A 24,001-nucleotide genomic window follows, 5' to 3' on the forward strand; every position below is an offset into this window, starting at 1 on the left:
GAAAATGCGGGCAAAGAACGCGAGCGCCCGGCGCTTGACCGGGCTTATGCGGCGCAAAAAAAGCGCTGGCGGGAGAGTGTCCCGTCAGCGCCTGGGTCAGGCTGGTTGGGCCCGGTTCAGCGCTTACTGCCGCTCGACGGCGGGCGGCTGCCAGCTGCCATCGGTCGCTTGCGGCTTCGCGGCGTAGAGCCGCAGCACAAGGCGGAAGTCGCCGTGCGGCGCCGGCACCCAGTTCGCGCCGCCGCGCGGGCGCTCGGCGCTCACGTGCACGTCGAGCGAGCCGTCGCGGTTGCGCCGCGCGCCGCTGCGCTCGCCGAACGCCACGCGCACGGGCGCGTCGGCGTCGAGCGCGCCGTCGGTCGTATAGGCCGTGATCGACCAGAAACCGCGAACCGGCGGCAACTGCTTCGCCGTGAAGTGCATCGTGTAGCGGTTCGCGCCGTTGAGCGCATGACCGTCGCTGTCCTGGCTCACGCGGGCGCGCACTTCGTCGCGGGTCGTCGGAAGACCCGGCGACGTGTACGCCGCGTAGGCCCGCAGCGCGTAGTCGGGGCCGTAGTTGCCCGCGTCGTCGCCCACCCAGAGCCAGCCGTTGCCGGCCAGCAGGTTCGGGGGCGGCGTCGTGAGGCGCGTGCGGCCGTCCGCGAGACCCGCCTTCACCACTGCGGCGTCCTTCGTGCCCGAGGGCAGTTCCGCCGGGTCGCCCGGATGCACGCCAATGTCGCCGAGGATCTTGAGCGCGTGCGCGTCGTCCGCCGTGGGCGGGTTGTCTTCCAGCGCCTGCGCGAGCCGGCTGAAGAACCCGTTCGCGTCGAGCGCCGCGACCTGGGCGGAAGGCGTGCCCGGCGCCACCGGATCGCCGCTCTGCGTGGCGCCGGTCGGCTCGTTGCCGCGTGCGCCGCCGTTGCCGCGTGCGCCAGCCTTGCCGCGCGCGCCGCGCTCGTCCCAGTCGGAAAGGGCCGTAACCTGGAAGCCGCGCTGCAGCCGCCGCACCGCCGCGAGGTCGCCGCCGCCGCGCGTCTGGATGCGCGCGAGGAACCACACGTAGCGCGTCGTCACGTCCACGCGCTTCACGCGCGCGGGCAACGTGCCCTTCCAGCCAGCCGGAACGAATGCAATCGTTTGCGCTTTCAGACCGCTGACACGTTCGCCGGCTTGCGCCGCGCCCGTCGACCAGACGACATTCGTCCACATGTCGAGCGCGCGCGCGTCCATGTAGCGGCCATGCGTGTCGGGCAGCGTGACGAGCACCGGCTCGCTCGAAACGTCGAGCCAGCCGCTCGAGGAAAGCGTGTCGAGGTTCGGTTCGGGCGGGCTCGAGGCACCGACGGGCGGCAGCGACTGCGCGTGGCGCAGCGTGTTCGGCGCAGCCTGGCCGGGGCCCGTGCCCGTGGCGGCGGCACGCGACAGGTCCATCAGCACGAGCGGATAGCCGAACACATAGGAGTCGGAGACTTCGTCCTTCATCCAGCCGTTGCTCTTCGGCGCGATGTCGCTCGGCGCGGAGGCGCATCCGGCGATCAGGGCAACGCAGGCAAGCACGGAGCCGCTACGGTACGACGAGATTGCTCGATGTATTGTTGTCATTTGTTGGTTGTATTCGGTGCGGGCGGTCCATGAAGTGACGTCGACCGGCTACCCACTCCGCGCGCGGGCCCCCCCAGGGCCGTGGTGAAAGGCGCGCGGCAGGCGCCAATGCCGCCGGTTGGTATCGTATCGCTCGCGCATGGGCCTGAAAAGACTACAGCGTGGAATATTGCCTTACAGCCGTGTAGCTTGCGCTCGGGCCCCTCACGTACTGTCGCACCCCTTGACCTTCCCATCATGGGAACGTAGATACTGCGTAACATCGCTTACAGCCAGTGCTCGCACCCCCATCACCATGAACGAACCCCTCGTTGCAGAGCGCGCCGATACCGCCGTGGCCGAACTCGAGATCCACGGCATGACGTGCGCCTCGTGCGCCATGCGCGTCGAAAAGGCGCTCGCCAAAGTACCCGGCGTCACGCGCGCCTCGGTCAACCTCGCCACCGAAAAAGCCACTGTCGAGGCCAGCGGCGGCGTCGCGCCCGCCGCGCTCGTCGCCGCCGTCGAAAAGGCCGGCTACGAAGCCGTACCCGTCGCCACGGAAACCGCCACGCTCGCCATCGGCGGGATGACTTGCGCGTCGTGCGCGAACCGCGTCGAGAAGGCGCTCGCGCGCGTGCCGGGCGTAGCCGGCGTGAGCGTGAACCTCGCCACCGAGCAGGCCACCGTCAACACACGCTCGCCGCTCACGGGCGAACTGCAGGACCAGCTCGTCGCGGCCGTCAAGAAGGCTGGCTATGAAGCCACGCCGCTCGCCGCCGACGTAGACGCCACCCCGGCGAAAAGCGCCGCCGCCAGCGACGAAGCACGCCGCGAATGGCGTGCCGTGCTGGTTTCGGCCGTGCTCACGGCCCCGCTCGTGCTGCCGATGTTCGGCCACTGGCTCGGCCTCGACTGGATGCTGCCCGCAGCCGTGCAGCTCGCGCTCGCGAGCGTCGTGCAGTTCGTGTTCGGCGCGCGCTTCTACCGCGCCGCCTGGAAAGCGGTGCGCGCGGGCGCGGGCAACATGGATCTGCTGGTCGCGCTGGGCACCTCGGCCGCGTATGGCGTGAGCGTCTACGCGATGCTCATGCATCCCGGCGACATGGCGCATCTGTATTTCGAGGCCTCGGCGGTCGTCATCACGCTCGTGCGCTTCGGCAAATGGCTCGAGGCGCGCGCGAAGCGGCAGACCACCGACGCGATCCGCGCCCTCAACGCGCTGCGGCCCGATCGCGCGCGCATCCGTGTGGATGGCGTAAATGGCGCTCAAGCAGAGGAGCGCGAAGTCCCGCTCGCTCAGGTGCGCGTAGGCACCATCGTGGTCGTGCGCCCCGGCGAGCGCATGCCCGTGGACGGCGTCGTGCTCGAAGGCCGCAGCCACATCGACGAATCGCTCATCACGGGCGAAAGCCTGCCGGTGCCGAAAGCGCCCGACGATCCCGTCACCGCGGGCTCGATCAACGGCGAAGGCGCGATAGCCGTGCGCACCACGGCCATCGGCGCGGAAACCACGCTCGCACGCATCATCCGCCTCGTGGAAAGCGCGCAGGCCGAAAAGGCGCCGATCCAGCGTCTCGTCGACCGCGTGAGCGCCGTGTTCGTCCCCGCGATTCTTGTGATCGCGGCCATCACGCTGGGCGGCTGGCTGTTCGCGGGCGCAAGCGCCGAAACGGCGATCCTCAACGCTGTAGCCGTGCTCGTGATCGCCTGTCCGTGCGCGCTCGGCCTCGCCACGCCCGCCGCGATCATGGCGGGCACCGGTGTGGCCGCGCGCCACGGCGTGCTCATCAAGGATGCCGAAGCATTGGAGACCGCCCACAACGTGAGCGTGGTCGCCTTCGACAAGACCGGCACGCTCACGCTCGGCCAGCCCTCGCTCACCGCGTTCGATGTGGCCGATGGCCTCGACCGCAATGAGGCGCTCGCGCTCGCCGCCGCCGTGCAGCGGCAAAGCGACCACCCGCTCGCGAAGGCCGTGGTGCAGGCGTATGAAGCTCAAGCGCAGGGCGGCGCCGCTCGGGCCGCCGCCGCCCACGCGCGCGCGGTGCCGGGACGCGGCGTGGAGGCCGAAGTGAATGGGCGGCGCCTCGCAATCGGCAGCGGCCGCTGGCTCGAAGAACTGGCGCTGGCCGTGCCGCCCACGCTCGCGGCGCGTGCGCGTTCACTCGAAGAGGCCGGCAATACGGTGTCGTGGTTGTTCGATCCGCACGGCGGCGTCCTCGCGTTGCTCGCGTTCGGCGACACGGTGAAGCCCACGGCGCGCGAGGCCATTGCCAGCCTCAAGGCCATGGGCATCCGCAGCGTGCTCGTGACCGGCGACAACGCGGGCAGCGCGGCGGCCGTGGCCGCGCAGCTCGGCATCGACGAAGTCCACGCGCAAGTGCTGCCCGACGACAAGGCGCGCACGATCCGCGACCTCAAGATCAAGAGCGGCGGCATCGTCGCGATGACCGGCGACGGCATCAACGACGCCCCCGCGCTCGCCGCCGCCGACATCGGCATTGCCATGGCCACGGGCACCGACGTCGCCATGCACGCGGCAGGCATCACGCTCATGCGCGGCGACCCGGCGCTCGTGGCCGCCGCAATCGATATTTCGCGGCGCACGTGGCGCAAGATTCAGCAGAACCTGTTCTGGGCGTTCATCTACAACCTGATCGGGATTCCGCTCGCCGCCTTCGGCCTGCTCAATCCCATGCTCGCGGGCGCGGCGATGGCGTTTTCGAGCGTGAGCGTCGTGACCAACGCGCTGCTGCTCAGAACGTGGCGGGCAAAACGCTAACGCAGAAATTCAGCGCACGACGTATCGTGCGAAATATAACGAAAGGGCGCTACATGCGCCCTTTTCTTCGTTCTTGTGTTCTCTTTGGAATCCGAATTGTCCCATTTTTTGCGACACAAAATCGCATGGTCGTTCGTATCCCGTATGAAATTGTAAGGTTTTCGGCGCTTACCCTAAAGGATCGTTCGCGCGCGCCGTAATGCGTCATGCCAGCGCCTCGAAGGCGCAGGTTCCTTCCTTACAAGCTCTATTCCGGAACCGAACTCATGCTTTCACGCTTATCACGCCGCGCGAGCGTCGGCGTGCGTCTCGCCTTGCTATCGTGCGTGCTCGTCGCGGCAATATTTGCCGCCTTCACGTGGGCGATCACGCACTCGGCGGCAACGCAGGTCGGCGACCAGGTGCGCGCGCGCATCACCGAAAAGGACCAGTCGGTTGCCTCGTCGATCTCGCTGATCGACGGCGCGCTCGACGCGGAAGTCGACCGCGCCATGCAGCTCTTCGAGAGCTTCCTGCCGGGCGCCTTTACGCTCGATCCCACGCAAACGGTCGACATTGGCGGCAATGCCACGCCGGTCTTCAAGTCCGGCGACCACGTGCTGAACATGGACTTTACGGTCCCCGACCAGTTCCTCACGCGCAGCGGCGAAATCGCCACGATTTTCGCGCGCAGCGGCGACGACTTCGTGCGCGTGACCACGTCGCTCAAAAAGCAGGATGGATCGCGCGCGATCGGCACGCTGCTCGACCGCAAGGGCCCCGCGTACGGCCCGATTCTGGCCAACCGCACCTATACCGGCCTCGCCCAGTTGTTCGGCAAACAGTACATCACGCAGTACAAGCCGATTCTCGACGCCAGCGGCCACGTGATCGGCGCGCTCTTCGTCGGCGTGGATGTGGGCGCGCAGATCGACGCGCTCAAGAGCGAGATCGCCAAGCTCAAGATCGGCGAAAGCGGCTACTACTTCGTGATGGACGCTTCGAACGGCCCGGCGCGCGGCACCTTCATCGTGCATCCGGGCGCCGTCGGCAAGCACTACGACGACGCCAACGGGCCCTGGTCGCGCATGCTGGAGGCGCGCGAAGGCACGCTCGACTACACCTCCGCCGACTCGACGCGCGACGAGCGCGATGCGCGCGCGAAGTTCGTCTCGTTCGTCAGCGTGCCGCAGTGGCAATGGCTCGTGGGCGGCGTCGCGGTGCGCGACGAGATCATGGCCGACGTGAACGCCACGCGCGACCGCTTCGCGGCGATCGGCCTCGTGCTGGTCGCGCTTTTCGCGGCGCTTTCGATCTACGCGGCGCGCCGCCTCGTGAGCCAGCCGCTCGACGCCGCCGCGCAGGCGGCCGGCCAGCTCGCCGCGGGCGACCTCACGGTGCGCATCGGCAACGGCGGCAGCCACGGCATCGGCAGTGAAGCCGGGACACATGGCAACGTGGGCGCCGACGAGATCGGCCGGCTCACGCGCGCCATCGACGGCATCGGCGTGGGCCTCGCGCAGATCGTCGCGCAGGTGCGCAGCGCCACGGCGCAAATGAGCGAGGACACGTCGCGCATCGCACAAGGCAGCGGCGAGATTGCTTCGCGCATCGCGAGCCAGGCGAGCAGCCTGGAAGAGACGGCGGCGAGCATGGAAGAGTTGACCTCCACCGTGCAGCAGAACGCCGACCACGCGACGCGCGCGAACAGCGTGGTGACGAGCGCAGCCGAAGCCGCGCTCGACGGCGGCCGCGCCGTGAGCCGCGTCGTGGAAACGATGAACGACATCAGCCGCTCGTCGCAGAAGATCGCCGAGATCACCGGCGTGATCGACGGCATCGCATTCCAGACCAACATCCTCGCGCTCAACGCGGCCGTGGAAGCCGCGCGCGCGGGCGAGCACGGCAAGGGCTTCGCGGTGGTGGCGAGCGAAGTGCGCGCGCTCGCGCAGCGCAGCGCAGCGGCGGCGAAGGAAATCTCGGCGCTGATCACCGAATCGTCGTCGACCGTCGAGACGGGCTATCGCATTGCCGGCGAAGCGAGCACGACCATGCGCGGCATCGTCGCCCGCGTGGATGAAGTGCGGGCGATCATCGGCGAGATCAGCGTGGCCTCGCGCGAACAGTCGGGCGGCATCGAGCAGGTGAACATCGCGGTTTCGCAGATCGGCGCGGCGACGCAGCAGAACGCCGCGCTCGTGGGCGACGCCGAGCGCGCCGCCGCCGCGCTCAACGATCACGCGGCGGCGCTCGCCGAACTCGTTTCCGTGTTCAAGGTGCACAAGTAACGCGCTCGGCGCCTTCAGGGCATGCTTCGCAGTGCAAAATAAAGGAAGAAGCAAAAAAGGCAGCGTCCCCGGACGCTGCCTTTTTCGTTAGCTGCGCGGCAGTTGCCGCGCGCGGTCTCACTCCACAATCGTCGCCGAGCGCGCCAGTTCCGCCACGCGTTGCCCGAGTGCGGCCTGCATGGCCTCGTCCTGCAACTGGCGGCGAATGTCTTCTTTCGCCGAATCATACGTGGGCACCTGCATCGGACGCTTGTTTTCGAGGCGCACGATCAGCCAGCCGTCGCCGGCCTGCAGCGGCTGCGGCGCGGTTGCGCCGGGCGCGAGACTCGTGATGACCTGCGCGAGCGGCAAGGGCACGCCGTGCGTGTTGCCTTCGGTAAGCGGCAGCTTGAAGCTCACCCACGGCATCTCGCCGCCCGTCGCCTTCGTCGCGCCGATACCGTACTGGCGCGCCAGTTCGGCGAACGGCTGGCCGCCCTTCACCGCCGCAAGCACGGTGTTCGCGGTTGCCTCGTCGGCCACGGCGATGACCTCCGGCTTGTACTCTTCCTTGCCGAACGTCGCGATGACCGATTCGTAGCGCGATTTGATTTCACTGTCCGTGATCTTCGGCGCGTGCACGTTGTCCAGAATCCACGCGCGGATCTCGGCGTCGGTCTTTTCGGCGTCGGGAAATTGCGCGACCTCGGGGCGCTGCTCGTAGTGTCCGAGCACGGCCTGCTGGCGCAGCAGTTCGCGTGCGATCAGGTCGTCCTTGAGCGCGGCGCGCAGTTGCGGCGTGTCGGGCGCGCCGGTGCGGCTGACCACGTTGCCCACTGCCGTGTCGAGCGCGGATTGCGGGACGACCTGGCCGTTCACGAGCGCGGCGGCGCCCGCGGGGAGCGCGGCGGCCGCGGAAGGCAGGGTTGCCGCTTCGGCTGCGTGAACGAGCGTGGGCGCCAGCGTGCTCATCGCCACCGAGGCGAACGAGAGCAGGCACAGCGCGCGGATGGATCGGGACATGCGTGACATTTCTATTGACTCCAGCGTGTTCGGAAAGCCCGGGCGCAACGTTCGCCAGGGCAGGCTTTGATCCGCGCGAATCTAGCGGAATCTCGAAGTGCTGTTGTCAGGAAGTGTCAAACGGACGCGGGGCCGGATTGAAAGCTTGCGACAGGTCAAGCGCGAGACGCCCCCCGCGCCGCCACGCTCAGGCGGCGGCGCGGGAGAACACGTTCATTGTCCCTGCGGCTGCGCCAGCGGCGGCGTATAGCTCGCGCTCGCGCCCGGCGTGTCGGGTTCCGCGTCGTCGGGAGTCGGCGTCGGCGCGAGCGCCGGTTCCTGCGCCGGATACGAAGGCTGCGGCGCTTGTGCAGGCGGTGCGCTGGACGGCCCGACGATCGGCGGCACGCCCATGATCGCGCGTGCGGCGGCTTCCGCGGCCGCCGCCGAAGCGCCAGAGGGCGGCGGAATCGTTGAAGGCGCCGACGCCGCCGCCTCCGACGCCGCCGAAGCCACCGAGGCAGGCGCCGGAGCGCTCACGCGCGGCGGCGGCGCGCGCCGCACCGGCGCGCTTTGCGCAGGCGGCGCTTCGTGCGTGCCGACGAGCTGGTCCATCCACGCACGCAGCTTCTCGCGGAAGGTTTCGAACGCGCCCGGCGTCACTTCGGTGTCGAAGCGCGCGCGCGGATCGACGAGGCGCTGGCGCAGCGCACGCTGGAAGAAGTCGCCAACGATCGGCAGTGCGCTGCGCGCGCCCTGCCCCCAGTAGTCGTCGAGCGTCACGCGGCCGTCGTCGAAGCCCACCCATGCGCCCGCCACGAGTTGCGGATCCATCAGGATGAACCAGCCGTCCGTGTTGCCCTGGGTCGTGCCGGTCTTGCCCGCCACGTCGCCGCGAATGCCGAAGCGCGTGCGGATGGCCGCACCGGTTCCGCGGTTCACGACGTCGCGCATCGTGTCGAGCAGAGTACGGTCCGCTTCCGCGGAAAGCGCCCGCTCGGGCGAAGCGCTCTCGAACTGCGCGAGCACGTTGCCCTTGTGGTCCTCGATGCTCGTGACCATGCGCGGTTCGAGATACACGCCGTCGTTGGCGATGGTGCTGTAGGCGGAGACCATCTCCTTCAGCGTGACCGGGCTCGTGCCGAGCGCAAGCGAAGGCACCGGGTCGAGCTGGCTGTCGCGCACGCCCATCGCGCGCGCGAGACGCGCGACCTTGTCCGGACCCACCGTCTGCATCAGCTGTGCGGTAATGCGGTTGCGCGAGAACGCGATCGCGTCGCGCAGCGTCATCGGGCGCATGCTCGGCGCCACGTCGTCGGTCGGCTTCCAGATTTCGCCGCCCGCCAGCGGAATTTCCACCGGCTGGTCGATGAACGTGTCGCTCGGCTTCGCGCCCGCCGCGTAGGCCGCGCCATACACGAACGGCTTGAACGTCGAGCCCGGCTGACGGCGCGCCTGCTGCACGTGGTCGAACGGTTCCTCGGTGAAATCGCGGCTGCCGACCCACGCCTTGATCTGCCCGTTGCGCGGATCGATGGCGAGGAAGCCCGCCTCCACCGCAGTCTTGCTCTTGCAGAGGTTGCGCATGAAGGTGCGGTCGGCGGCGAGCTGCTTGAGCGCGTCGGCGTCGCTCGCGCCCGTGTCGCGTGCGCTCTTGTAGTCCTGCGTTTCGCGCATGAACGTCGCGAACTGGTCGTTGCTGGCCGTGCAGTCGTTGCGACCGCTCCACGCGCCGTTCGCGATGCCCTGCAGCTGGTTCGTGTGCTGGCGCAGCGCGGCGGTCGCCATCTGCTGGAGGCGCGAATCGATCGTGGTGCGCACCACGAGGCCATCGGAATAGATGTTGTAGTCGTTGCGGTCGGCCCACGAAATCAGCCACTTGCGCAGTTGCAGCGCGAAGTGCGGCGCGGGGCCGGGCGGCTCGGTCTGACGCTCGAAGTCGAGGCGCAGCGGCTTCTTCGACAGCGTGGCGTACTGCGCCTCGCTGAGCTTGCCGTACTTCACCATCTGGCCGAGCACGGTGTTGCGCCGCGCGAGCGCGCGCTCGGGGTTGATCACCGGGTTGTAGTACGCGTTGCCCTTCAGCATGCCCGTGAGCGTCGCGGCTTGCAGGACGTCGAGCTGATCCGCCGACACGCCGAAGTAGGTGCGCGCCGCCATCTCGATGCCGTAGGCGTTATAGAGAAACGGCACTGTGTTCAGGTAGGTCTCGAGAATCTGCTGCTTGCTATACACCGCTTCGATCTTGAACGCCGTGATCGCTTCCTTGATCTTGCGCGTGAGCGTGGGTGCGCGGCCGATTTCGTCGGGATAAAGATTGCGCGCGAGCTGCTGCGTGATGGTCGAGCCGCCCTGGCGGTCGCCCGAGAACGTGTGCAGCGCTGCGCCCGCCGTGCGCCTGAAGTCGATGCCGTGGTGTTCGTAGAAGCGGTGATCCTCGGTGGATATCAGCGCGTCGACCATGTGCGGCGAGATCTGCGCGAGCGGCACCCATTCGCGGTTCGAGGGCTTGAACTCGGCGAGCACCTTGCCGTCGGCGGAGAGGATCTGGGCCGGCTCGTCCACCCGCGCCTTGCGGATGTCGCCAATGCTCGGCGTGAACGGAATCAGCACGAGCACGTACAGCACGACGAGCGCCGGCAGCGCGCCAATGGCCATGAGCACGCCGCGCCGCGTGGGATGCCGCAGATGGTGGAGCGCACGCACGGCGAACGGACGGACAAACCCGCCAAGCCGCGCGGCGGCAGGCTTCAGGCGGGACAACGACATCGCGATTCGATCGCGGATCAACGGCACGTAACGCTTCACGCGGCAGGTAGGGTCGGCTGGCAAAGCGTGAATCGTACCAAACTCGCAAGGCCGCTCCGTCATCGCGCCGGGCGCAAGGCCTACGCCGCCTTGAGTCGATTTATGACAGGGAGATGAAATCATCCTTCCAGATCGAGGAAGAATCCTCTCCAGTCACAGCCGGTTTTCCGGCGCCTTTCACTCCCTACACTCCTGTCCCTGTTGCAAACCGCCCGAAACAACAACGCTACAGGAACCTCGAATGAAGAACACCGTCTCGCTCACCACCGCTGCCGCCGTGCTCGGCGCACTCGGCACGCTCGCCTCGCCCGCCGCCCACGCGCAAAGCTCGGTCACGCTCTACGGCCTGATCGACGCCGGCATCATGTACACGAACAACGTCGCGAGCGGCAAGTCCGGCGGCGCGCTCTGGCAGGCGACGAGCGGCAACGTGAACGGCAGCCGCTTCGGCGTGCGCGGCAGCGAGGACCTGGGCGGCGGCCTGCATGCGGTCTTCGTGCTCGAAAACGGCTTCAACGTGCAGAACGGCAAGCTCGGCCAGGATGGCCGCATGTTCGGCCGCCAGGCCTACGTGGGTCTCGCGAGCGACCAGTTCGGCTCGCTCACGCTCGGCCGCCAGTACGATTCGCTCGTCGATTTCGTCGCGCCGCTTTCGGCCACGGCGGGCACCTTCGGCGACACGGGCTTCGCGCATCCGTTCGACAACGACAACCTGAACCACTCGCTGCGCATGAGCAACGCGGTCAAGTTCACGAGCAACACATATAGCGGCCTGAAGTTCGGCGCGCTCTACGCGTTCTCGAACAACACCGACTTCGCCGTGAACCGCGCCTACAGCTTCGGCGCGAGCTACACCAATGGGCCGCTCGCTATTGCAGCGGGTTATCTGCAACTGAACGGCACCCAGGGCGCCACGGCGAGCAGCCCGGGCGCGGTGGATCTCGCCGAATCGACGGCCAACGGCAAGGGCGGCTTCGCGCTCGGCGCGGACCGTCTGCGTTCGTTCGGCGGCGGCATCAACTACACGTTCGGCCCGGCCACGGCGGGCTTCGTGTTCACGCGCAGCGAATACACGGGCACCAGCTCGTTCGGCTCGCAGGGCGGCGACATGAGCTTCAACAACTACGAAGTGAACGGGAAATATCAGTTGAACCCGGCGTGGAGTCTGGGCCTCGCCTACACCTTCACGGATGGCCACGTGAGCAACACGACCACGTTCGGCGCCGATCCGAAGTGGAACCAGGTGGACGCACAGGTCGTGTACCGCCTCTCGAAGCGCACCGATCTCTACGGCGAGGCGATGTACCAGCACGCCACGGGGCACAACTACGTGGCGTTCATCAACACGGCGGGCGGCGCTTCTTCGACGGCCAATCAGGTGGTGGGCACGGTGGGCTTGCGCGCGCGCTTCTAATCACAACACCAGCGACAGCGCGATCGACACCCACACGGCCGTCGCGCCGCAGAGAAAGGCGCGGCGCGCCATCAGAAAGCGCGATTCGTCGTTGGGCTTCGCGGGCGAGGTGGCGAGCCACGGCACGCTGCCGAGGCACGCGAAGCCCACGAGCGCGATGCCGACGACCACGCGGTCGCCGATGCGCCAGGCGGCGGGCTCGTGCAGCCCCCAGTAACCCAGCGCGATCATGCCGATCGAAAACATCGTCGAGGCGGCCGAACTGAGCGCGACCACCGATCCTGTCGGAGATTGCATCGATTGCCTCCCTTGCGCTGTTGGGCGATTAAGTTGGGGCCATTCAGTCGCGCCATTATCGGCGGGCGGGCTAGAGGCGGCAACGCCGCGCCCTGCCCACGCGCGATGCGGCTTACGCGCCCGGCCGCACCATCTGGAACATCTCGCCGATCTGCGCGTAGTCGGCGCGATAGCCCGCGCGCATCACGGGCTGGGCGGCGTGCGTGTCGAAGAGGCCGTCCTTCAGAAACTCCTCGCGAATATGCACGCCCACCACCTGCCCGAGCGCCAGCCAGTTGTCCATGGGCGTGCCGTCGAGCGTGTTGAGCCGCACGACCTGCAGCAGCCTGCATTCGAGCGCGGCCGGCGATTCGGCCACGTGCGGCACCGCGACGCTGCGGCCCGGTGCGGCCGTCAGGCCCGCGAGCGCGAATTCGTCGACGTCGGCGGCAACGGGCGCGGAGGTGCGGTTCATCTGCGGCGCGAGCGCCTTCGACGTGAGGTTCCAGACAAACTCGCCGGTTTCTTCGATGTTGCTGATGCTGTCTTTGCGGCCTTCGCTGCAGAACCCGATGATCGGCGGAAAGGTGGCGAACGCGCCGAAGAAACTGTAGGGCGCGAGATTGAGCACGCCGCTCTTCGCGCGGCTGGAGATCCAGCCGATCATGCGCGGCGCGACGATCGCCTTGAACGGGTCGTGCGGCAGGCCGTGGCCCTGGGCGGGGTCGTAGAAGTAGGTATTGGACATAGGGTGTGAGGCGTAGCGTTTGCAAAGCCGCATCACTATGACACGAGCCGTGCGCGCTTGCCGTCACGTCCAGCCAGGCAGCGTCGCCTCGCAGTCGCCCCGAAACGCAACAAGGCCGGCTCTCTTTCGAGAGCCGGCCTTGTTTGATGACCTTGCGGTCTGACCGGAGAAACGCGTTGGATGGCGAGCGCCGCCCGAAGCGCTTCAGCTTCGATCAGTCACGCGGCATGCCGAACGGCATGTAGTGCGAGCGGCGAACGCGCTCAGCTTCGCGGTGACGCGCTTCGTACGAGTATTCCGAATCCATCGGCAGATACGGCGACGCGAAGAGATCGCTCACCTTTTGGATCAGTGCAAAGATGAAGCTCATGGCGACTCCCAGTTAGGCTGCAGTTCAGGGTTTTCCCTAAGACAGAACGAATTATAGGGTTTTCCCTAGGACAACGCTAGTGCAACGCAGCAAAAAACCTGCGGCGCACCGTCGCATGAGGTCGCGCGTAATCGATGCGTTGCAGCAAAACAACGCATCGAGATTTCGGATACAGGGGCGTGATCGCGCGGCGAAGGCGTTCAGCGGGTGGTTTTCTGAGCGCTTTTAGCGTGAGCCGCACGCGCGGAATGCGCCGCGGCACGGCGCGCGGGCGTGGGCGCCACCTTCGCGGGCGACGCCTTGACGACCGGGCGGGCCGGGGCCGCCGCCGGGGTCTCCGCGGCAACAGCAGCGGCCGCGGTTGCGGCGGTGACTGCGGCGGTTTGCGCGGCAACGCGCTGCGACAGATCGTCGATCGAGGACTGCTGCTTCAGGATGAACTGCTCGAGGCGCGCCTCATCTGCACGGGATTCGTTCGCGAGGCTGTCGAGCCGCACCGACTGCGCGACGCCGAAACCCACCGATGCCAGCACCGCCACTGAGGCGGCGGCGAGCACCCACTTGAGTTGCCGCGAAGACGCGGCGGCCATGTGGCGCTGCTCGGCGAGCGCACCCTGAAGCGCGTCGAGGCGCTGCGCCAGCGCGTTCGGCTCGGCGGCAGTCTGAGCGGCTTCGGGCGCGAACCCAGTGGGCTCAACGCGCTCGGCACTGTCGGCGGCAAACGACGGTTCCGCGGCGAAAGCAGCAACCGGGGACTCCACTTCACCAAAGTCCGGCACCACCGGTTCGACTCCTGCCACGGCCGGGGCGGCGGCACGCTTCGCCCGTGGCGCACGGCGCGCAGTCGTTGCCCCCGCAACGGGGCTCGCGACGTTTGGTTCGTCGCCGGGCGCTACCGCCGCCTGGGCGGGCTCCGGATTTTCGAAGCCGCTCAGCGTGCCCTGGCGCACGGGAGCGTCCGCTTCGGCGAGCGCTTGCGAACCATCGGATTCAGATGCAACAGGGGATTCAGTAACGTTGGACGCCGCCGGTGTGGCGCGCGGCTGCCACGGTGCGGTGCGTTCGGGATGCGACGAGCTCAAGGATGCGGTATCTGCGTAATCAGCCATGGGTCAGCGATGCGGTTCGCGTCGCGCGCCGGCCGGTCACGGCCGTTTGGCGACGTCCTCGTGTTCTGGTTCGAACGTCCATTGTCGCATGCCGGAACGCGTGGTCAGATGCTCTTCCCCCACTTACCCAGCGGGCATCGACCGGATAACCCACACAGGTCAACTTCGCACGCCGTCCTCGCGAAACTCCTTCACTTCGGGCAAGCGGCGCAGCGTCGCGCAAATCGCCTCGTACTCCATCGACGACACGCGGCCGAGCGTGATCATCACTTCGTCCAGCTCGGGCGAGTCGTCGCTCTGCTGCACGACGAACTGCTTCACGCGCGGGCTCGACGTGCCGAGCGCATCGTGCAGCGAGTGAAACGTCAGCGCGCCGCGGCTCACGAGCAGCGTGAGCTGGCGGCGCTGCCGGAACGTGATGAAGCGCCGCTCGAGCGGCTTGATGCCCGCGAGGATGATGAGAATGATGACGGTCGCCGCAATCGCGCCCGTATAGAGCCCGCCACCCACCGCCAGCCCCACGGCCGCGACCGACCAGAGGCTCGCCGCCGTCGTGAGGCCGCGCACGATCTCGCCGCGCAGCAGGATCGAGCCCGCGCCGAGAAAGCCGATGCCCGAAACGACCTGCGCCGCCATCCGCGAAGGATCGAGCACGACGTGGTCGTCCTTGAGCACATCGGCGAAGCCGTAGGCCGAGACGAGCATGATGAGCGCCGAACCCACGCTCACGAGCATGTGCGTGCGCAGGCCCGCCGCCCACGAAAGCCGCTCGCGCTCGAAGCCGATCACGCTGCCGAGCAGGGCGGCCAGCACCAGCCGCGAAACGAGTTCCCAGTTTCCGATCATTGTTATCACCCTCCTCGCCTGGTTGTCATGGGCGCGGCCGCCCCGCGGCAAGCGGGAATGGCCCACGCATTTTGCGAATGCGTACAATCGCCGGCATTGCTCATTTGAAGTGACGCGGTCCGCCGCACCTTTTCGCCATGAACACACCTACGAGCGCAGCCAGCCTACGCGAGCATTTCGACCGCATTGTCCTGCCGATGTGGCGCGGTCCGGGCTTCAACGCCGAACTGCGCCTGCCCTACGAGGCGCTCGATGCGGCCGGTGCGAAGCCGCTGCCCGTCACGCGCTACCGCGCGATGGCGTGCGCCCGCCAGCTCTTCGTGTTCTCGCAGGCCGGCGACGCCGCGCACGCGCAAACGCTGTTCGAAACACTGCGCCACACTTTTCAGGACCCGAAACACGGCGGATGGTTCTATAGCGTCGACGCCGCCGGCGCGCCGCTCGACACCACCAAGGACCTCTACACGCACGCATTCGTGGTGTTCGCAACCGCAGCGTACGGCCAACGCTTCGGCGTGCGCGAGGCGCTCGACGTCGCGCGCGAAACGTCCTCGCTGATCGTCGACCGCTTCGCCGCGCGCGACGGCCTGCTCAACGCCGCGCTCGACGCTTCCTTTGCGAGCGTCACCGGCGAGCCGCTGCAGAATCCGCTCATGCACCTGACCGAAGCCCTGGCTCGTCGCGAGCGAAGCGACCGGGGACAGCGCGTTCGACACGGCGATCACGAAACTCGTCGAGGCGCTTGCGCGCGGTTTCCTGCACGAGCCGACGGGCTGTATAGCCGAATTGCCGCTCGGCGCGGCGGACAACCGCCTCGAGCCCGGACATCAGTTCGAATGGTTCTGGCTGGCAACGCGTGCGGGCGCGCGGCTGGGCGCGTCGGGTCTGGACGAAGCGCTCGCGCGCGCCTTCGCCTTTGCGCAGAAGCACGGCGTGGACCCGGAAACGGGAGCCGTGGCGGCCGCGCTCGACGAGCACGGCCGTGTGATCGATGCGACCCAGCGGATCTGGGCGCAAACGGAATACTTGCGCGCGCTCGCCACGCACGGCAAAGCCGAGGTGCGCGCCGCGCTCGCGCCGCAAGTCGCGCGCTTCGCGCCGCGCTTTCTCACGCCGCAGGGCTGGGTGGAGTGCCGTAGCGCGAACGGGGACGTGGCGCGCGCGGACATGCCGTCCACGACGCCGTATCACCTGTTGACCGCTTACCAGGGCCTGGGCATCTGAGGCATCTGATACGTCAGAGCGCGAAACGCCACGGCAGGCGGGCGCAAGCCCGCCGCCGCTGTGCTAAAACCGTCTGGACCGATCAGTCCGCCAGCACGGCCGGCGAAATCTCGAACGCCGCCACCGCCTCGGAAAGCTGGCGCGTCTGCTGATGCAGCGAAGCCGCGGCAGCCGCGGCCTCCTCGACGAGCGCCGCGTTCTGCTGGGTCATCTGGTCCATCTGCGAGACGGCCTGATTCACCTGATCAATGCCCGTGCTCTGTTCGAGCGACGAGGCGCTGATACCCGCCATCATCTGCGTGGCCCGCGAGATCGAATTCGACACCTCGCGCATCGACTCGCCCGCGCGCTCCACCAGCTCCGAGCCGCCGCGAATCTGCGAAACCGACTCGCTGATCAGCGTCTTGATCTCCTTGGCCGACTGCGCGCTGCGCTGCGCGAGCCCGCGCACCTCGCCCGCCACGACCGCGAAGCCGCGGCCCTGCTCACCCGCGCGCGCCGCTTCCACCGCCGCGTTGAGCGCGAGGATGTTGGTCTGGAACGCGATGCCGTCGATCACGCCGATGATCTCCGCGATCTTGTCCGAACTTTGCGCAATGCCGCGCATGCGCTCGACCACCTCGCCCACCACGGCGCCGCCGCGCGCGGTCGCGTCGAGTGCGGCCTCCGCCAGCGCGTTCGCCTCGCGCGCGTTCTCGGCCGTGTTGCGCACGGTGCCCGTCAATTCCTCCATGCTGGCCGCCGTTTCCTCCAGCGACGCCGCCTGCGATTCGGTGCGCGCCGAAAGATCGGCGTTGCCGGTGGCGATCTCGTCGGCGCCTACGTTGATGGAGCCCGCCGTTTCGCGCACGGTGTGGACCGTACGAGCGAGGCTGGCCTGCATCAGCGCCAGGCCCTGGAACAGCCGGCCGATCTCGTTCTCGCCGCGCGCGGCGATGCGCTCGTCCAGACGCCCGCGCGCGATACGGTCGAAATGGCGGCCCGCTTCCTCGAGCGGCTCCACTACGCCGCGCCGCAGCGCGAAGTGCACGGCGCTCACGAGCGCGACCAGCAGAAGCACGATGAAGATGCCCACGCCCTGGAAGAGCGCGAGGCGCGAATCGATCGAGTCGAGCGATGCGCGGCTCGCCGCGGAGCTGAATTGCACGAAGGAATGCAGCTCCGCGAGATAGGCGTCCTGGTAAGACTGCGTCGGCTGGTCGAGGAAGGCTTGCAGATTGTTGCCGTTGAGGTCGTCGATCAGCTCGCCCAGCGCCTTGCGGTACACCTGGTAGCGCTCGCCGAGCGCCGCGACGCGCGCGCGGTTGTCGTCGTTGATCGGCGGGACGGCCATGAGCGCCGCAAACGTGGTGTCGGCGGCGGCGAGCTGGTCGCGTGCGTGATTGACCATGTCGGTCGGCACGGTGCCGCCACGGACCATGCGTGTGCCCGCACGCGAGAGATTGATACGGGCGTCCATCAACTGCTGGGTGATGACATTGGCGGCACTGGCTTGTCGCAACGCCACTTTCGAGAGGTCGGCCACGTCGTCGTGCGTGCGCGTGAGCGACCAGTAACCAAGTCCTGCGGTCACGAGCTGCAGTACACAGAACGCGACGAGGACACACAACAGGCCGGATGCGACCTTGATCTTGCTGAACATCGGGGACACCTGGGATGGCAGTGGATGAGTGAGGCGCAAGCATGTGATCGCTCGGGCCCGCACTGCGTTTACGGCCACGCAAACCCTGTTTTTGAGCCCTAAACGGTGAAAAAACGGCTCAAAATGCGCAACGAATCATTTCAGCAATGGTTGCACGGCCATTCCACGCATTTCTCGCAACAATAAAGCCGGCCCGATTCGATTCACCTTGACTCGACGCCGATGCTTCCTAGAGTGGTTAGGAAACCACTCGGGGATAGACCCAGGGAATGCCACGATGACAGATCTTGTGGATCGCGCACGCGGCGCTTTGCATGCCCAACCGTTCAGCGTGCTGCTCGGAACCGAACTGACGCACGTGGGGGCCGACGAGCTGACGCTGCGGCTGCCGATACGCGACGAGCTCAAGCAACAGCACGGCTTCGTGCACGGCGGGGTGATCAGCTATCTCGCCGACAACGCGCTGACCTTCGTCGGGGCGCTGGCGCTCGGGCCGCGGGTGGTGACGGGGGAATACAAGATCAACTATCTGCGCCCGGCACTCAAGGGCACGCTGATGGCGCGGGCCCGCGTGGTGCATGCGGGTCGGCACCAGGCCACTTGCCAGTGCAGCGTCTACGTGATGGAAAACGGCGACGAAAAGCTCGTGGCGCTCGCGCAGGGGACGGTGAACCGCTTGCCGGAAGGCGGTGGGGCGGAAGAGAAAAGTTAGGCAAACTGAAAGGAAAGGCCAGCGCCGTAAAACGAAACGCGCGAGGTGAAGCGGGTCTGCCCCGCCTCCGCTCGCGCGCTTTTTCGTGCTTCAGCCGCGCTTACTCAGCCGCGCGCGTCTTCTGCTGCTGCTCGCCGAGACCCTCGATGCCCAGACGCACCGTCTGCCCCGCCTTCAGGAACACGGGGTTCGGCTTCACGCCCATGCCCACGCCCGGCGGCGTGCCGGTGGAGATCACGTCGCCCGGCTGCAGGCTCATGCACTCGGAGAGATACGAAACCAGCTTCGCGACCGTGAAGATCATCGTGCGCGTGCTACCGTTTTGGTAACGATGGCCGTCCACCTCGAGCCACATGGAGAGGTTCTGCGGATCGGCCACTTCGTCGCGCGTGACGAGCCACGGGCCGGTCGGGCCGAAGGTGTCGAAGCCCTTGCCTTTGTCCCACTGGCCGCCGCGCTCGATCTGCCATTCGCGCTCGGACACGTCGTTGATCACGCAGTAGCCCGCCACGTAGTTGAGCGCATCCGCCTCGCTCACGTTCTTCGCGTGCTTGCCGATCACCACGCCCAGTTCCACTTCCCAGTCGGTCTTCTTCGAGCCGCGCGGGATCTCGATGTCGTCGTTCGGGCCGACGATGGCGCTCGTCCACTTGTTGAAGACGACCGGCTCGCTCGGCACCGGCATGCCCGACTCGGCGGCGTGATCGGCGTAGTTCAGGCCGATGCAGACCATCTTGCCGATATGGCCCACGCAGGGCCCGATACGCGGATTGCCTTCGACGAGCGGGAGCGTTTCCGGGTCGATCGTGCGCAGTTGCGCGAGGCCGGCGTCGGAGAGCACGTCGCCCGCAATGTCGGCCACGTTGCCCGAGAGCGCGCGAATGCGGCCTTCGGCGTCGAGCAGGCCCGGTTTTTCGTGACCCTTCGGGCCATAGCGAAGCAGTTTCATCGTCTGTGTTCCTCGTGTGTCTGTGCGCTGCTGTCGGTCAGCATCGCCTGGGGAGAATTTTGGGGCTAACTAGTTAGACCATCCGCCGTCGATCACATGTGCCTGGCCGGTCGTGAATCCCGATTCGTCGGAGGCAAGGTAGAGCGCAAGCGCGGCGATTTCCTCGGGCTTGCCCACGCGCCCCATCGGCTGGCGCGCGACGAATGCGGCGCGCGCCGCCTCGACGCTCGTGCCCTGCGCCGCTGCTTGCGCGGCGATGCGCTCTTCCAGCGACGGCGACGACACCGTGCCCGGGCAGATCGCGTTGCAGCGGATGCCGCGCGTCACGAAGTCCGCGGCCACAGCCTTCGTCAACCCTATCACAGCGGCCTTCGAGGCGCCGTACACAAAGCGGTTGGGCACGCCCTTCACGCTCGACGCCGCCGACGACATGTTAATAATCGACCCGGCACCCTTTGCCAGCATGCCCGGCAGGAACGCGCGGATGGTCCGGTACATCGCCTTCGCGTTCAGATCGAACGCGAAGTCCCAATCTTCCTCGCTCGCTTCCAGAATCGAGCCCGCGTGCACGAAGCCCGCGCAGTTGAACAGCACGTCGACCGTGCCCAGTTCCTGCGCGAGCGCCGTGATGGCTGCGCCGTCGAGCACGTCGAGCTTGCGCGCCTCGACCGGCAGCGCCGAAAGCGCGTCGATGCGCAGGTCCGTGGCGATCACGCGTGCGCCTTCGCGCGCAAACAATTCGGCGGCCGCGTAGCCGATGCCCTGGCCCGCCGCGGTGATCAAGGCCGTCTTGCCGGCCAGTCTTTGTACCATCTGCCACTCCGGTTGGAAGCACGGCACGCGCGTGACCCGACACTGCAGGAGGCGCTCGCGCCGCGATCGAGCGATGAAATCGCGGTAAGAAGTCGGATGACGCAAACGGCCATTATGGCGACGCAAGCGCGCCTCGTGGCGTTCTGCGGACGTTGTCTAACCGGCTGGACCGGCCCCAAACCCGGTCTCGGGTCCGGTGTTCAGTCCGGCGTTAAGCCGATAGAAAGCCGCGGCGTTGCCGCCAAATACGGCGGCGCGCTCGTCTGCGGAAAGTGTCTTCGTGAGTTGTTGCGCGCTGGCGTACCAGCGTTCGTAGTCGCCATTGAGGTTCAGCACCGGCCAGTCGCTGCCCCACATGAGGCGTTGCGGGCCGAACGACGCGAGCAGATGCGCGACCCAGGGCGCCAGCGTGGCATCGTCCCAGCCAGGCGCGGCTTCGGTCGCGAGACCCGAGAGCTTGCAGTGCACTTGTGGGAACTGCGCAAAACGCGTGATGGCCTGCGACCACGCTGCGAAGCCGCTGGCGCCGCCAGCCGCGATGGGCGGCTTCGCGCCGTGATCGATCACCACCCGCAGCGCCGGATGGCGCGCGAGGAACGTGGCGAGCGCTTGCGCGTGACGCGTGAAAACGAGCGCATCGAAGGCGAGATCGTGCGCGATGAGCGCTTCTACACCGCGCGCGGTATCGGCTGTTGCGATCCAGTCGTCGTCGGGCAAGTCCTGAAGCATGGGCCGCACGCCGCGCAGTTTCGGCTCGCGCGCAAGCTCGGCGATCAGCGTGGCTACGTGCGGGTCATCGAGCGGCACCCAGCCGACCACACCCGCAATCGAGGGCTCATTGCGCGCGAGATCGAGCAGCCAGCGCGTTTCTTCGACGGTGGGCGCGGCCTGCACGACCACCGTGCGCGCCACGCCGCACGACACGAGCAGCAGCGCGAGATCGGCGGGGCCGAACGTTCGATACAGCGCGGTCATCGAAGGCGTGAGCCAGCCGTAGTCGCCGCGCGCAGGGTCCCAATAGTGTTGATGGGCGTCGATCCGTTCGATCGTAGCCATGATTCAGGCCTGCGGAAGCGGCGCGCGCGGATCGAGAAGACCCTTGTCGCGCAGCGCGAGCCACAACTCGCGGGGCAACTTCGTTTCGAACGAGGCCACGTTCTCACGCACTTCCTGGGGGCTGCGCGCGCCGTTGAGCACCGTCGCCACGGCCGGATGCGCATAGGGAAACTGCAGCGCCGCCGCCGCGAGCGGCGCATCGTAGGTCCGGCAGATCGTTTCGAGCCGCGCCACGCGTTCGACCACTGCCTGCGGCGCATCGGCGTAGTTGAACTTGAGTTCGCCAAGCAGGCCGTGCGCGAGAATGCCCGAATTGAACGCGCCGCCCAGCAGAATACTCACGCCCTTCTTCTCGCATTCCGGCAGCAGGTCGTCGAGCGGCGCCTGTTCGAGCAGCGTATAGCGGCCCGCCAGCAGCGCGCAGTCGATATCGAATTCCTGCATCGCCTCGAGTATCACTTCGCGTTCGTTCACACCGAAGCCAATCGCCTTGATCGCGCCCGCCTTGCGCAATTCGTCGAGCGCCTTGAAGCCGCTGTCGCTCAGTTGCCGCCAGTAGTGCTCGTTGCGCTCGCCGTGCGTGTAGCGGCCGATATCGTGCACGAGCAGGATATCGATCTCGGGCATGCCGAGCCGCTGCTGGCTGTCCTCGAACGAACGCAGAATGCCGTCGCGCGTGTAGTCGAAGATCGCCTCGAAAGGCAGCGGGTTTTGCCAGCCCTCGCTGCCGTCGTACGGGTGCGTGCGCGGCACGAAGTGGCGGCCCACTTTCGTCGAAATCACGAACTCGTTACGCGGATAGCGGCGCAACGCCGCGCCCAGCCGGTGCTCGGCCTTGGTGTGCCCATAGTGCGGCGCGGTGTCGAAAAAGCGGATGCCGCCTTGCCACGCGGCGTCGACGGTGGCCTGCGCTTCTTCCTCGGTCAAGTCGCGATACAGGCCGCCGAGCGGCGCGGTGCCTAGACCCAACGCGCTCACTTCGAGCGCCGTGCGGCCGATACGGCGCGTGTGCGCCACCTTGGGATGCTGTTCTTGCGCCATGGCTCGTCACCTCCGGGAGATGGTTGTGCCAACAACAAAACGGTTTAACTGCAAGTCTGAGAGCACGTTTCAGTTCACGGCTTCGACAATCTGCACACGCGCACGGGCGGGCAGGCATGCGGGACCGACTGGCTCGAAGGTCTTGTACGTCAGGATAAACTCCTGGTGCCCGAGCCCTTCCGACTTCGAGCGCTCGCCGCCCGCCACCGCCAGCGTGCGGTCGAACACTTCGCGCCCCACTTCGTCGAGCGTTGCGCGGCCTTCCAGAATGCGGCCCGCGTCCACGTCCATGTCGCCGGCAAGGTTGCGGTAGGTCTGCGGGTTTGCGCACACCTTGATAACGGGCGCAAGCGCCGAACCCACCACCGACCCGCGCCCCGTCGTGAACAGGATCACATGCGCGCCGCATGCGATCAGCTCCGCGATTTCCGCATTGTCGCTGATATTCGGAAAGCCGAAGCGCGGTTCGCCGTCGGGCACCACATCGAGCAGATAGAGCCCGCCCGTGGGCGGTACGTCGCCGGGTTTCACGATGCCGACGATCGGCGAGGCGCCGCTCTTCGCATATGCGCCGAGCGACTTCTCTTCCTGCGTGGTGAGCCCGCCGTCCGCGTTGCCGACGGCGAACGAACCGTGGCCGAGAATCGAGTAATAGCGCGCCGCCTTGGCCACGCACGCCACGATCTCCTCGCCCAGTTCGGGCCTGGCGGCCCGGCTCTTCATGTGGAATTCGCAGCCCACCAGCTCGCCCGTTTCCTCGAAGATGCACGCCGCCCCCGCCGCGATCAGCTGATCGAAGGCGCGGCCCACGGCCGGGTTCGCGGTAATGCCACTTGTGCCGTCCGAGCCGCCGCAAATCGTGCCGACCACGAGTTCGTCGAGACGCATCGACACCTTCTTCTGCGCGGCGAGCTGGGCGCGCGCGCCGCGCACCCAGTCGAGGCCGTACTGGATCGTGCTGCGCGTGCCGCCCTTTTCCTGAATCGTCAGGACTTCTACGGGGCGGCCGCTCGCGCGAACCTGCTCCACGAGATAGTGCTTGTTCATGCTCTCGCAGCCGAGCGAAACGAACAGTACCGCGCCCACATTCGGATGCGTGGTGAGCTGCCTCATCATCTTCTCGGCGTAGCTGTTCGGGTAGCAGCCGGGAAAGCCGATGAGGTGCACAGGCGGCTCGTGTCGTGCGCCAGGATCGTCGAAGGCACCAAACGGCTCGCGAAACTGCGCGACGATTTCCTGCGCCACATGGTGTGCGCATTCCACCAGATAGGCCACCGCAACCACGTTGCGAATGCCCTTGCGGCCATCGTTGCGCAGCCAACCTTCGAGCATGGGCGCGGCGGCTTGTGAGGGAGTGACGTTGCTATCGCTCATAACTTGAATCCTGCTCTCGG

Annotated in this window: 18 protein-coding genes and 1 pseudogene; 5 read left to right on the top strand and 14 right to left on the bottom strand. The window is 67.3% G+C overall.

The features are described from left to right. Nucleotides 1-123: 123 nt before the first annotated feature. A complete protein-coding gene (locus FAZ97_RS22470; protein WP_158760600.1) occupies nucleotides 124-1,587 on the bottom strand; it encodes a DUF1254 domain-containing protein in 1,464 nt (487 codons plus the stop codon). 295 nt (nucleotides 1,588-1,882) lie between these two features. Here FAZ97_RS22470 and FAZ97_RS22475 point away from each other — a divergent pair, with 295 nt between their 5' ends. Together FAZ97_RS22475 and FAZ97_RS22480 are read left to right on the top strand one after the other, a co-directional pair. Then, nucleotides 1,883-4,351 (top strand): heavy metal translocating P-type ATPase, encoded by a 2,469-nt coding sequence (locus tag FAZ97_RS22475; RefSeq protein ID WP_158760601.1) that lies wholly within the window; start codon nucleotides 1,883-1,885, stop codon nucleotides 4,349-4,351. A 266-nt stretch (nucleotides 4,352-4,617) separates the two neighbouring features. Further along, the gene (locus FAZ97_RS22480) at nucleotides 4,618-6,618 is read left to right on the top strand and encodes a methyl-accepting chemotaxis protein (RefSeq protein ID WP_158760602.1); all 2,001 of its coding nucleotides are present in this window, start codon (nucleotides 4,618-4,620) and stop codon (nucleotides 6,616-6,618) included. Between the two features lie 117 nt (nucleotides 6,619-6,735). Here the strand turns inward: FAZ97_RS22480 and FAZ97_RS22485 are convergent, their stop codons facing one another. Beyond that, nucleotides 6,736-7,620: a peptidylprolyl isomerase gene (locus FAZ97_RS22485; protein ID WP_158760603.1), complete on the bottom strand. Its 885-nt coding sequence runs from the start codon at nucleotides 7,618-7,620 to the stop codon at nucleotides 6,736-6,738. A 213-nt stretch (nucleotides 7,621-7,833) separates the two neighbouring features. Further along, entirely contained in the window at nucleotides 7,834-10,368 is a 2,535-nt protein-coding gene (locus FAZ97_RS22490) for a penicillin-binding protein 1A (RefSeq protein ID WP_158760604.1), read from the bottom strand. Nucleotides 10,369-10,648: 280 nt separating this feature from the next. On the opposite strand from FAZ97_RS22490, the gene FAZ97_RS22495 reads away from it, so the two are divergent. Continuing rightward, nucleotides 10,649-11,821 carry a porin gene (locus FAZ97_RS22495; RefSeq protein ID WP_158760605.1) on the top strand — a complete coding sequence of 391 codons (1,173 nt, stop codon included), beginning with the start codon at nucleotides 10,649-10,651 and terminating at the stop codon, nucleotides 11,819-11,821. Here the strand turns inward: FAZ97_RS22495 and FAZ97_RS22500 are convergent, their stop codons facing one another. The 5 genes from FAZ97_RS22500 to FAZ97_RS22515 all read right to left on the bottom strand — a co-directional run bounded on the left by FAZ97_RS22500 (nucleotide 11,822) and on the right by FAZ97_RS22515 (nucleotide 15,170). After that, complete coding sequence (locus FAZ97_RS22500) at nucleotides 11,822-12,118, bottom strand: hypothetical protein (RefSeq protein ID WP_158760606.1); 297 nt, start codon at nucleotides 12,116-12,118, stop codon at nucleotides 11,822-11,824. A 112-nt stretch (nucleotides 12,119-12,230) separates the two neighbouring features. Then, on the bottom strand, nucleotides 12,231-12,845 hold the full coding sequence (locus tag FAZ97_RS22505; protein WP_158760607.1) for a flavin reductase family protein: 615 nt from the start codon (nucleotides 12,843-12,845) through the stop codon (nucleotides 12,231-12,233). 214 nt (nucleotides 12,846-13,059) lie between these two features. Continuing rightward, nucleotides 13,060-13,215: a hypothetical protein gene (locus tag FAZ97_RS35260; protein ID WP_199272121.1), complete on the bottom strand. Its 156-nt coding sequence runs from the start codon at nucleotides 13,213-13,215 to the stop codon at nucleotides 13,060-13,062. 200 nt (nucleotides 13,216-13,415) lie between these two features. Then, a complete protein-coding gene (locus FAZ97_RS22510; protein ID WP_158760608.1) occupies nucleotides 13,416-13,997 on the bottom strand; it encodes a hypothetical protein in 582 nt (193 codons plus the stop codon). 486 nt (nucleotides 13,998-14,483) lie between these two features. Further along, on the bottom strand, nucleotides 14,484-15,170 hold the full coding sequence (locus FAZ97_RS22515) for an MgtC/SapB family protein (protein WP_158760609.1): 687 nt from the start codon (nucleotides 15,168-15,170) through the stop codon (nucleotides 14,484-14,486). Nucleotides 15,171-15,307: 137 nt separating this feature from the next. On the opposite strand from FAZ97_RS22515, the pseudogene FAZ97_RS22520 reads away from it, so the two are divergent. After that, a pseudogene (locus FAZ97_RS22520) lies at nucleotides 15,308-16,394 on the top strand (AGE family epimerase/isomerase). An 82-nt stretch (nucleotides 16,395-16,476) separates the two neighbouring features. Here the strand turns inward: FAZ97_RS22520 and FAZ97_RS22525 are convergent. Beyond that, on the bottom strand, nucleotides 16,477-18,036 hold the full coding sequence (locus FAZ97_RS22525; RefSeq protein WP_158760610.1) for a methyl-accepting chemotaxis protein: 1,560 nt from the start codon (nucleotides 18,034-18,036) through the stop codon (nucleotides 16,477-16,479). A gap of 277 nt (nucleotides 18,037-18,313) precedes the next feature. Here FAZ97_RS22525 and FAZ97_RS22530 point away from each other — a divergent pair, with 277 nt between their 5' ends. Further along, nucleotides 18,314-18,748 carry a PaaI family thioesterase gene (locus tag FAZ97_RS22530; RefSeq protein ID WP_158760611.1) on the top strand — a complete coding sequence of 145 codons (435 nt, stop codon included), beginning with the start codon at nucleotides 18,314-18,316 and terminating at the stop codon, nucleotides 18,746-18,748. Between the two features lie 100 nt (nucleotides 18,749-18,848). Here FAZ97_RS22530 and FAZ97_RS22535 read toward each other — a convergent pair whose 3' ends face one another. The 5 genes from FAZ97_RS22535 to FAZ97_RS22555 form a co-directional block, all read right to left on the bottom strand. Next, entirely contained in the window at nucleotides 18,849-19,697 is an 849-nt protein-coding gene (locus tag FAZ97_RS22535; RefSeq protein ID WP_028202870.1) for an ureidoglycolate lyase, read from the bottom strand. A 69-nt stretch (nucleotides 19,698-19,766) separates the two neighbouring features. Continuing rightward, nucleotides 19,767-20,510: an SDR family oxidoreductase gene (locus tag FAZ97_RS22540; RefSeq protein WP_158760612.1), complete on the bottom strand. Its 744-nt coding sequence runs from the start codon at nucleotides 20,508-20,510 to the stop codon at nucleotides 19,767-19,769. Nucleotides 20,511-20,666: 156 nt separating this feature from the next. Then, nucleotides 20,667-21,566 carry an amidohydrolase family protein gene (locus FAZ97_RS22545; RefSeq protein WP_158760613.1) on the bottom strand — a complete coding sequence of 300 codons (900 nt, stop codon included), beginning with the start codon at nucleotides 21,564-21,566 and terminating at the stop codon, nucleotides 20,667-20,669. 3 nt (nucleotides 21,567-21,569) lie between these two features. After that, nucleotides 21,570-22,607 (bottom strand): aldo/keto reductase, encoded by a 1,038-nt coding sequence (locus FAZ97_RS22550; RefSeq protein WP_158760614.1) that lies wholly within the window; start codon nucleotides 22,605-22,607, stop codon nucleotides 21,570-21,572. Nucleotides 22,608-22,676: 69 nt separating this feature from the next. Continuing rightward, nucleotides 22,677-23,981, bottom strand: coding sequence for a UxaA family hydrolase (locus FAZ97_RS22555; RefSeq protein WP_158760615.1), 1,305 nt, complete (start codon nucleotides 23,979-23,981; stop codon nucleotides 22,677-22,679). Nucleotides 23,982-24,001 lie beyond the last annotated feature (20 nt).

The organism is Paraburkholderia acidiphila (genome assembly GCF_009789655.1).
Classification (GTDB): Bacteria; Pseudomonadota; Gammaproteobacteria; order Burkholderiales; family Burkholderiaceae; genus Paraburkholderia; species Paraburkholderia acidiphila.

Coding starts and splice junctions, on each gene's coding strand:
- FAZ97_RS35260 (WP_199272121.1), bottom strand. CDS start 13,215: ATGAGCTTCATCTTTGCACTGATCCAAAAGGTGAGCGATCTCTTCGCG.
- FAZ97_RS22490 (WP_158760604.1), bottom strand. CDS start 10,368: ATGTCGTTGTCCCGCCTGAAGCCTGCCGCCGCGCGGCTTGGCGGGTTT.
- FAZ97_RS22500 (WP_158760606.1), bottom strand. CDS start 12,118: ATGCAATCTCCGACAGGATCGGTGGTCGCGCTCAGTTCGGCCGCCTCG.
- FAZ97_RS22515 (WP_158760609.1), bottom strand. CDS start 15,170: ATGATCGGAAACTGGGAACTCGTTTCGCGGCTGGTGCTGGCCGCCCTG.
- FAZ97_RS22470 (WP_158760600.1), bottom strand. CDS start 1,587: ATGACAACAATACATCGAGCAATCTCGTCGTACCGTAGCGGCTCCGTG.
- FAZ97_RS22505 (WP_158760607.1), bottom strand. CDS start 12,845: ATGTCCAATACCTACTTCTACGACCCCGCCCAGGGCCACGGCCTGCCG.
- FAZ97_RS22535 (WP_028202870.1), bottom strand. CDS start 19,697: ATGAAACTGCTTCGCTATGGCCCGAAGGGTCACGAAAAACCGGGCCTG.
- FAZ97_RS22530 (WP_158760611.1), top strand. CDS start 18,314: ATGACAGATCTTGTGGATCGCGCACGCGGCGCTTTGCATGCCCAACCG.
- FAZ97_RS22495 (WP_158760605.1), top strand. CDS start 10,649: ATGAAGAACACCGTCTCGCTCACCACCGCTGCCGCCGTGCTCGGCGCA.
- FAZ97_RS22545 (WP_158760613.1), bottom strand. CDS start 21,566: ATGGCTACGATCGAACGGATCGACGCCCATCAACACTATTGGGACCCT.
- FAZ97_RS22525 (WP_158760610.1), bottom strand. CDS start 18,036: ATGTTCAGCAAGATCAAGGTCGCATCCGGCCTGTTGTGTGTCCTCGTC.
- FAZ97_RS22540 (WP_158760612.1), bottom strand. CDS start 20,510: ATGGTACAAAGACTGGCCGGCAAGACGGCCTTGATCACCGCGGCGGGC.
- FAZ97_RS22485 (WP_158760603.1), bottom strand. CDS start 7,620: ATGTCCCGATCCATCCGCGCGCTGTGCCTGCTCTCGTTCGCCTCGGTG.
- FAZ97_RS22550 (WP_158760614.1), bottom strand. CDS start 22,607: ATGGCGCAAGAACAGCATCCCAAGGTGGCGCACACGCGCCGTATCGGC.
- FAZ97_RS22475 (WP_158760601.1), top strand. CDS start 1,883: ATGAACGAACCCCTCGTTGCAGAGCGCGCCGATACCGCCGTGGCCGAA.
- FAZ97_RS22555 (WP_158760615.1), bottom strand. CDS start 23,981: ATGAGCGATAGCAACGTCACTCCCTCACAAGCCGCCGCGCCCATGCTC.
- FAZ97_RS22480 (WP_158760602.1), top strand. CDS start 4,618: ATGCTTTCACGCTTATCACGCCGCGCGAGCGTCGGCGTGCGTCTCGCC.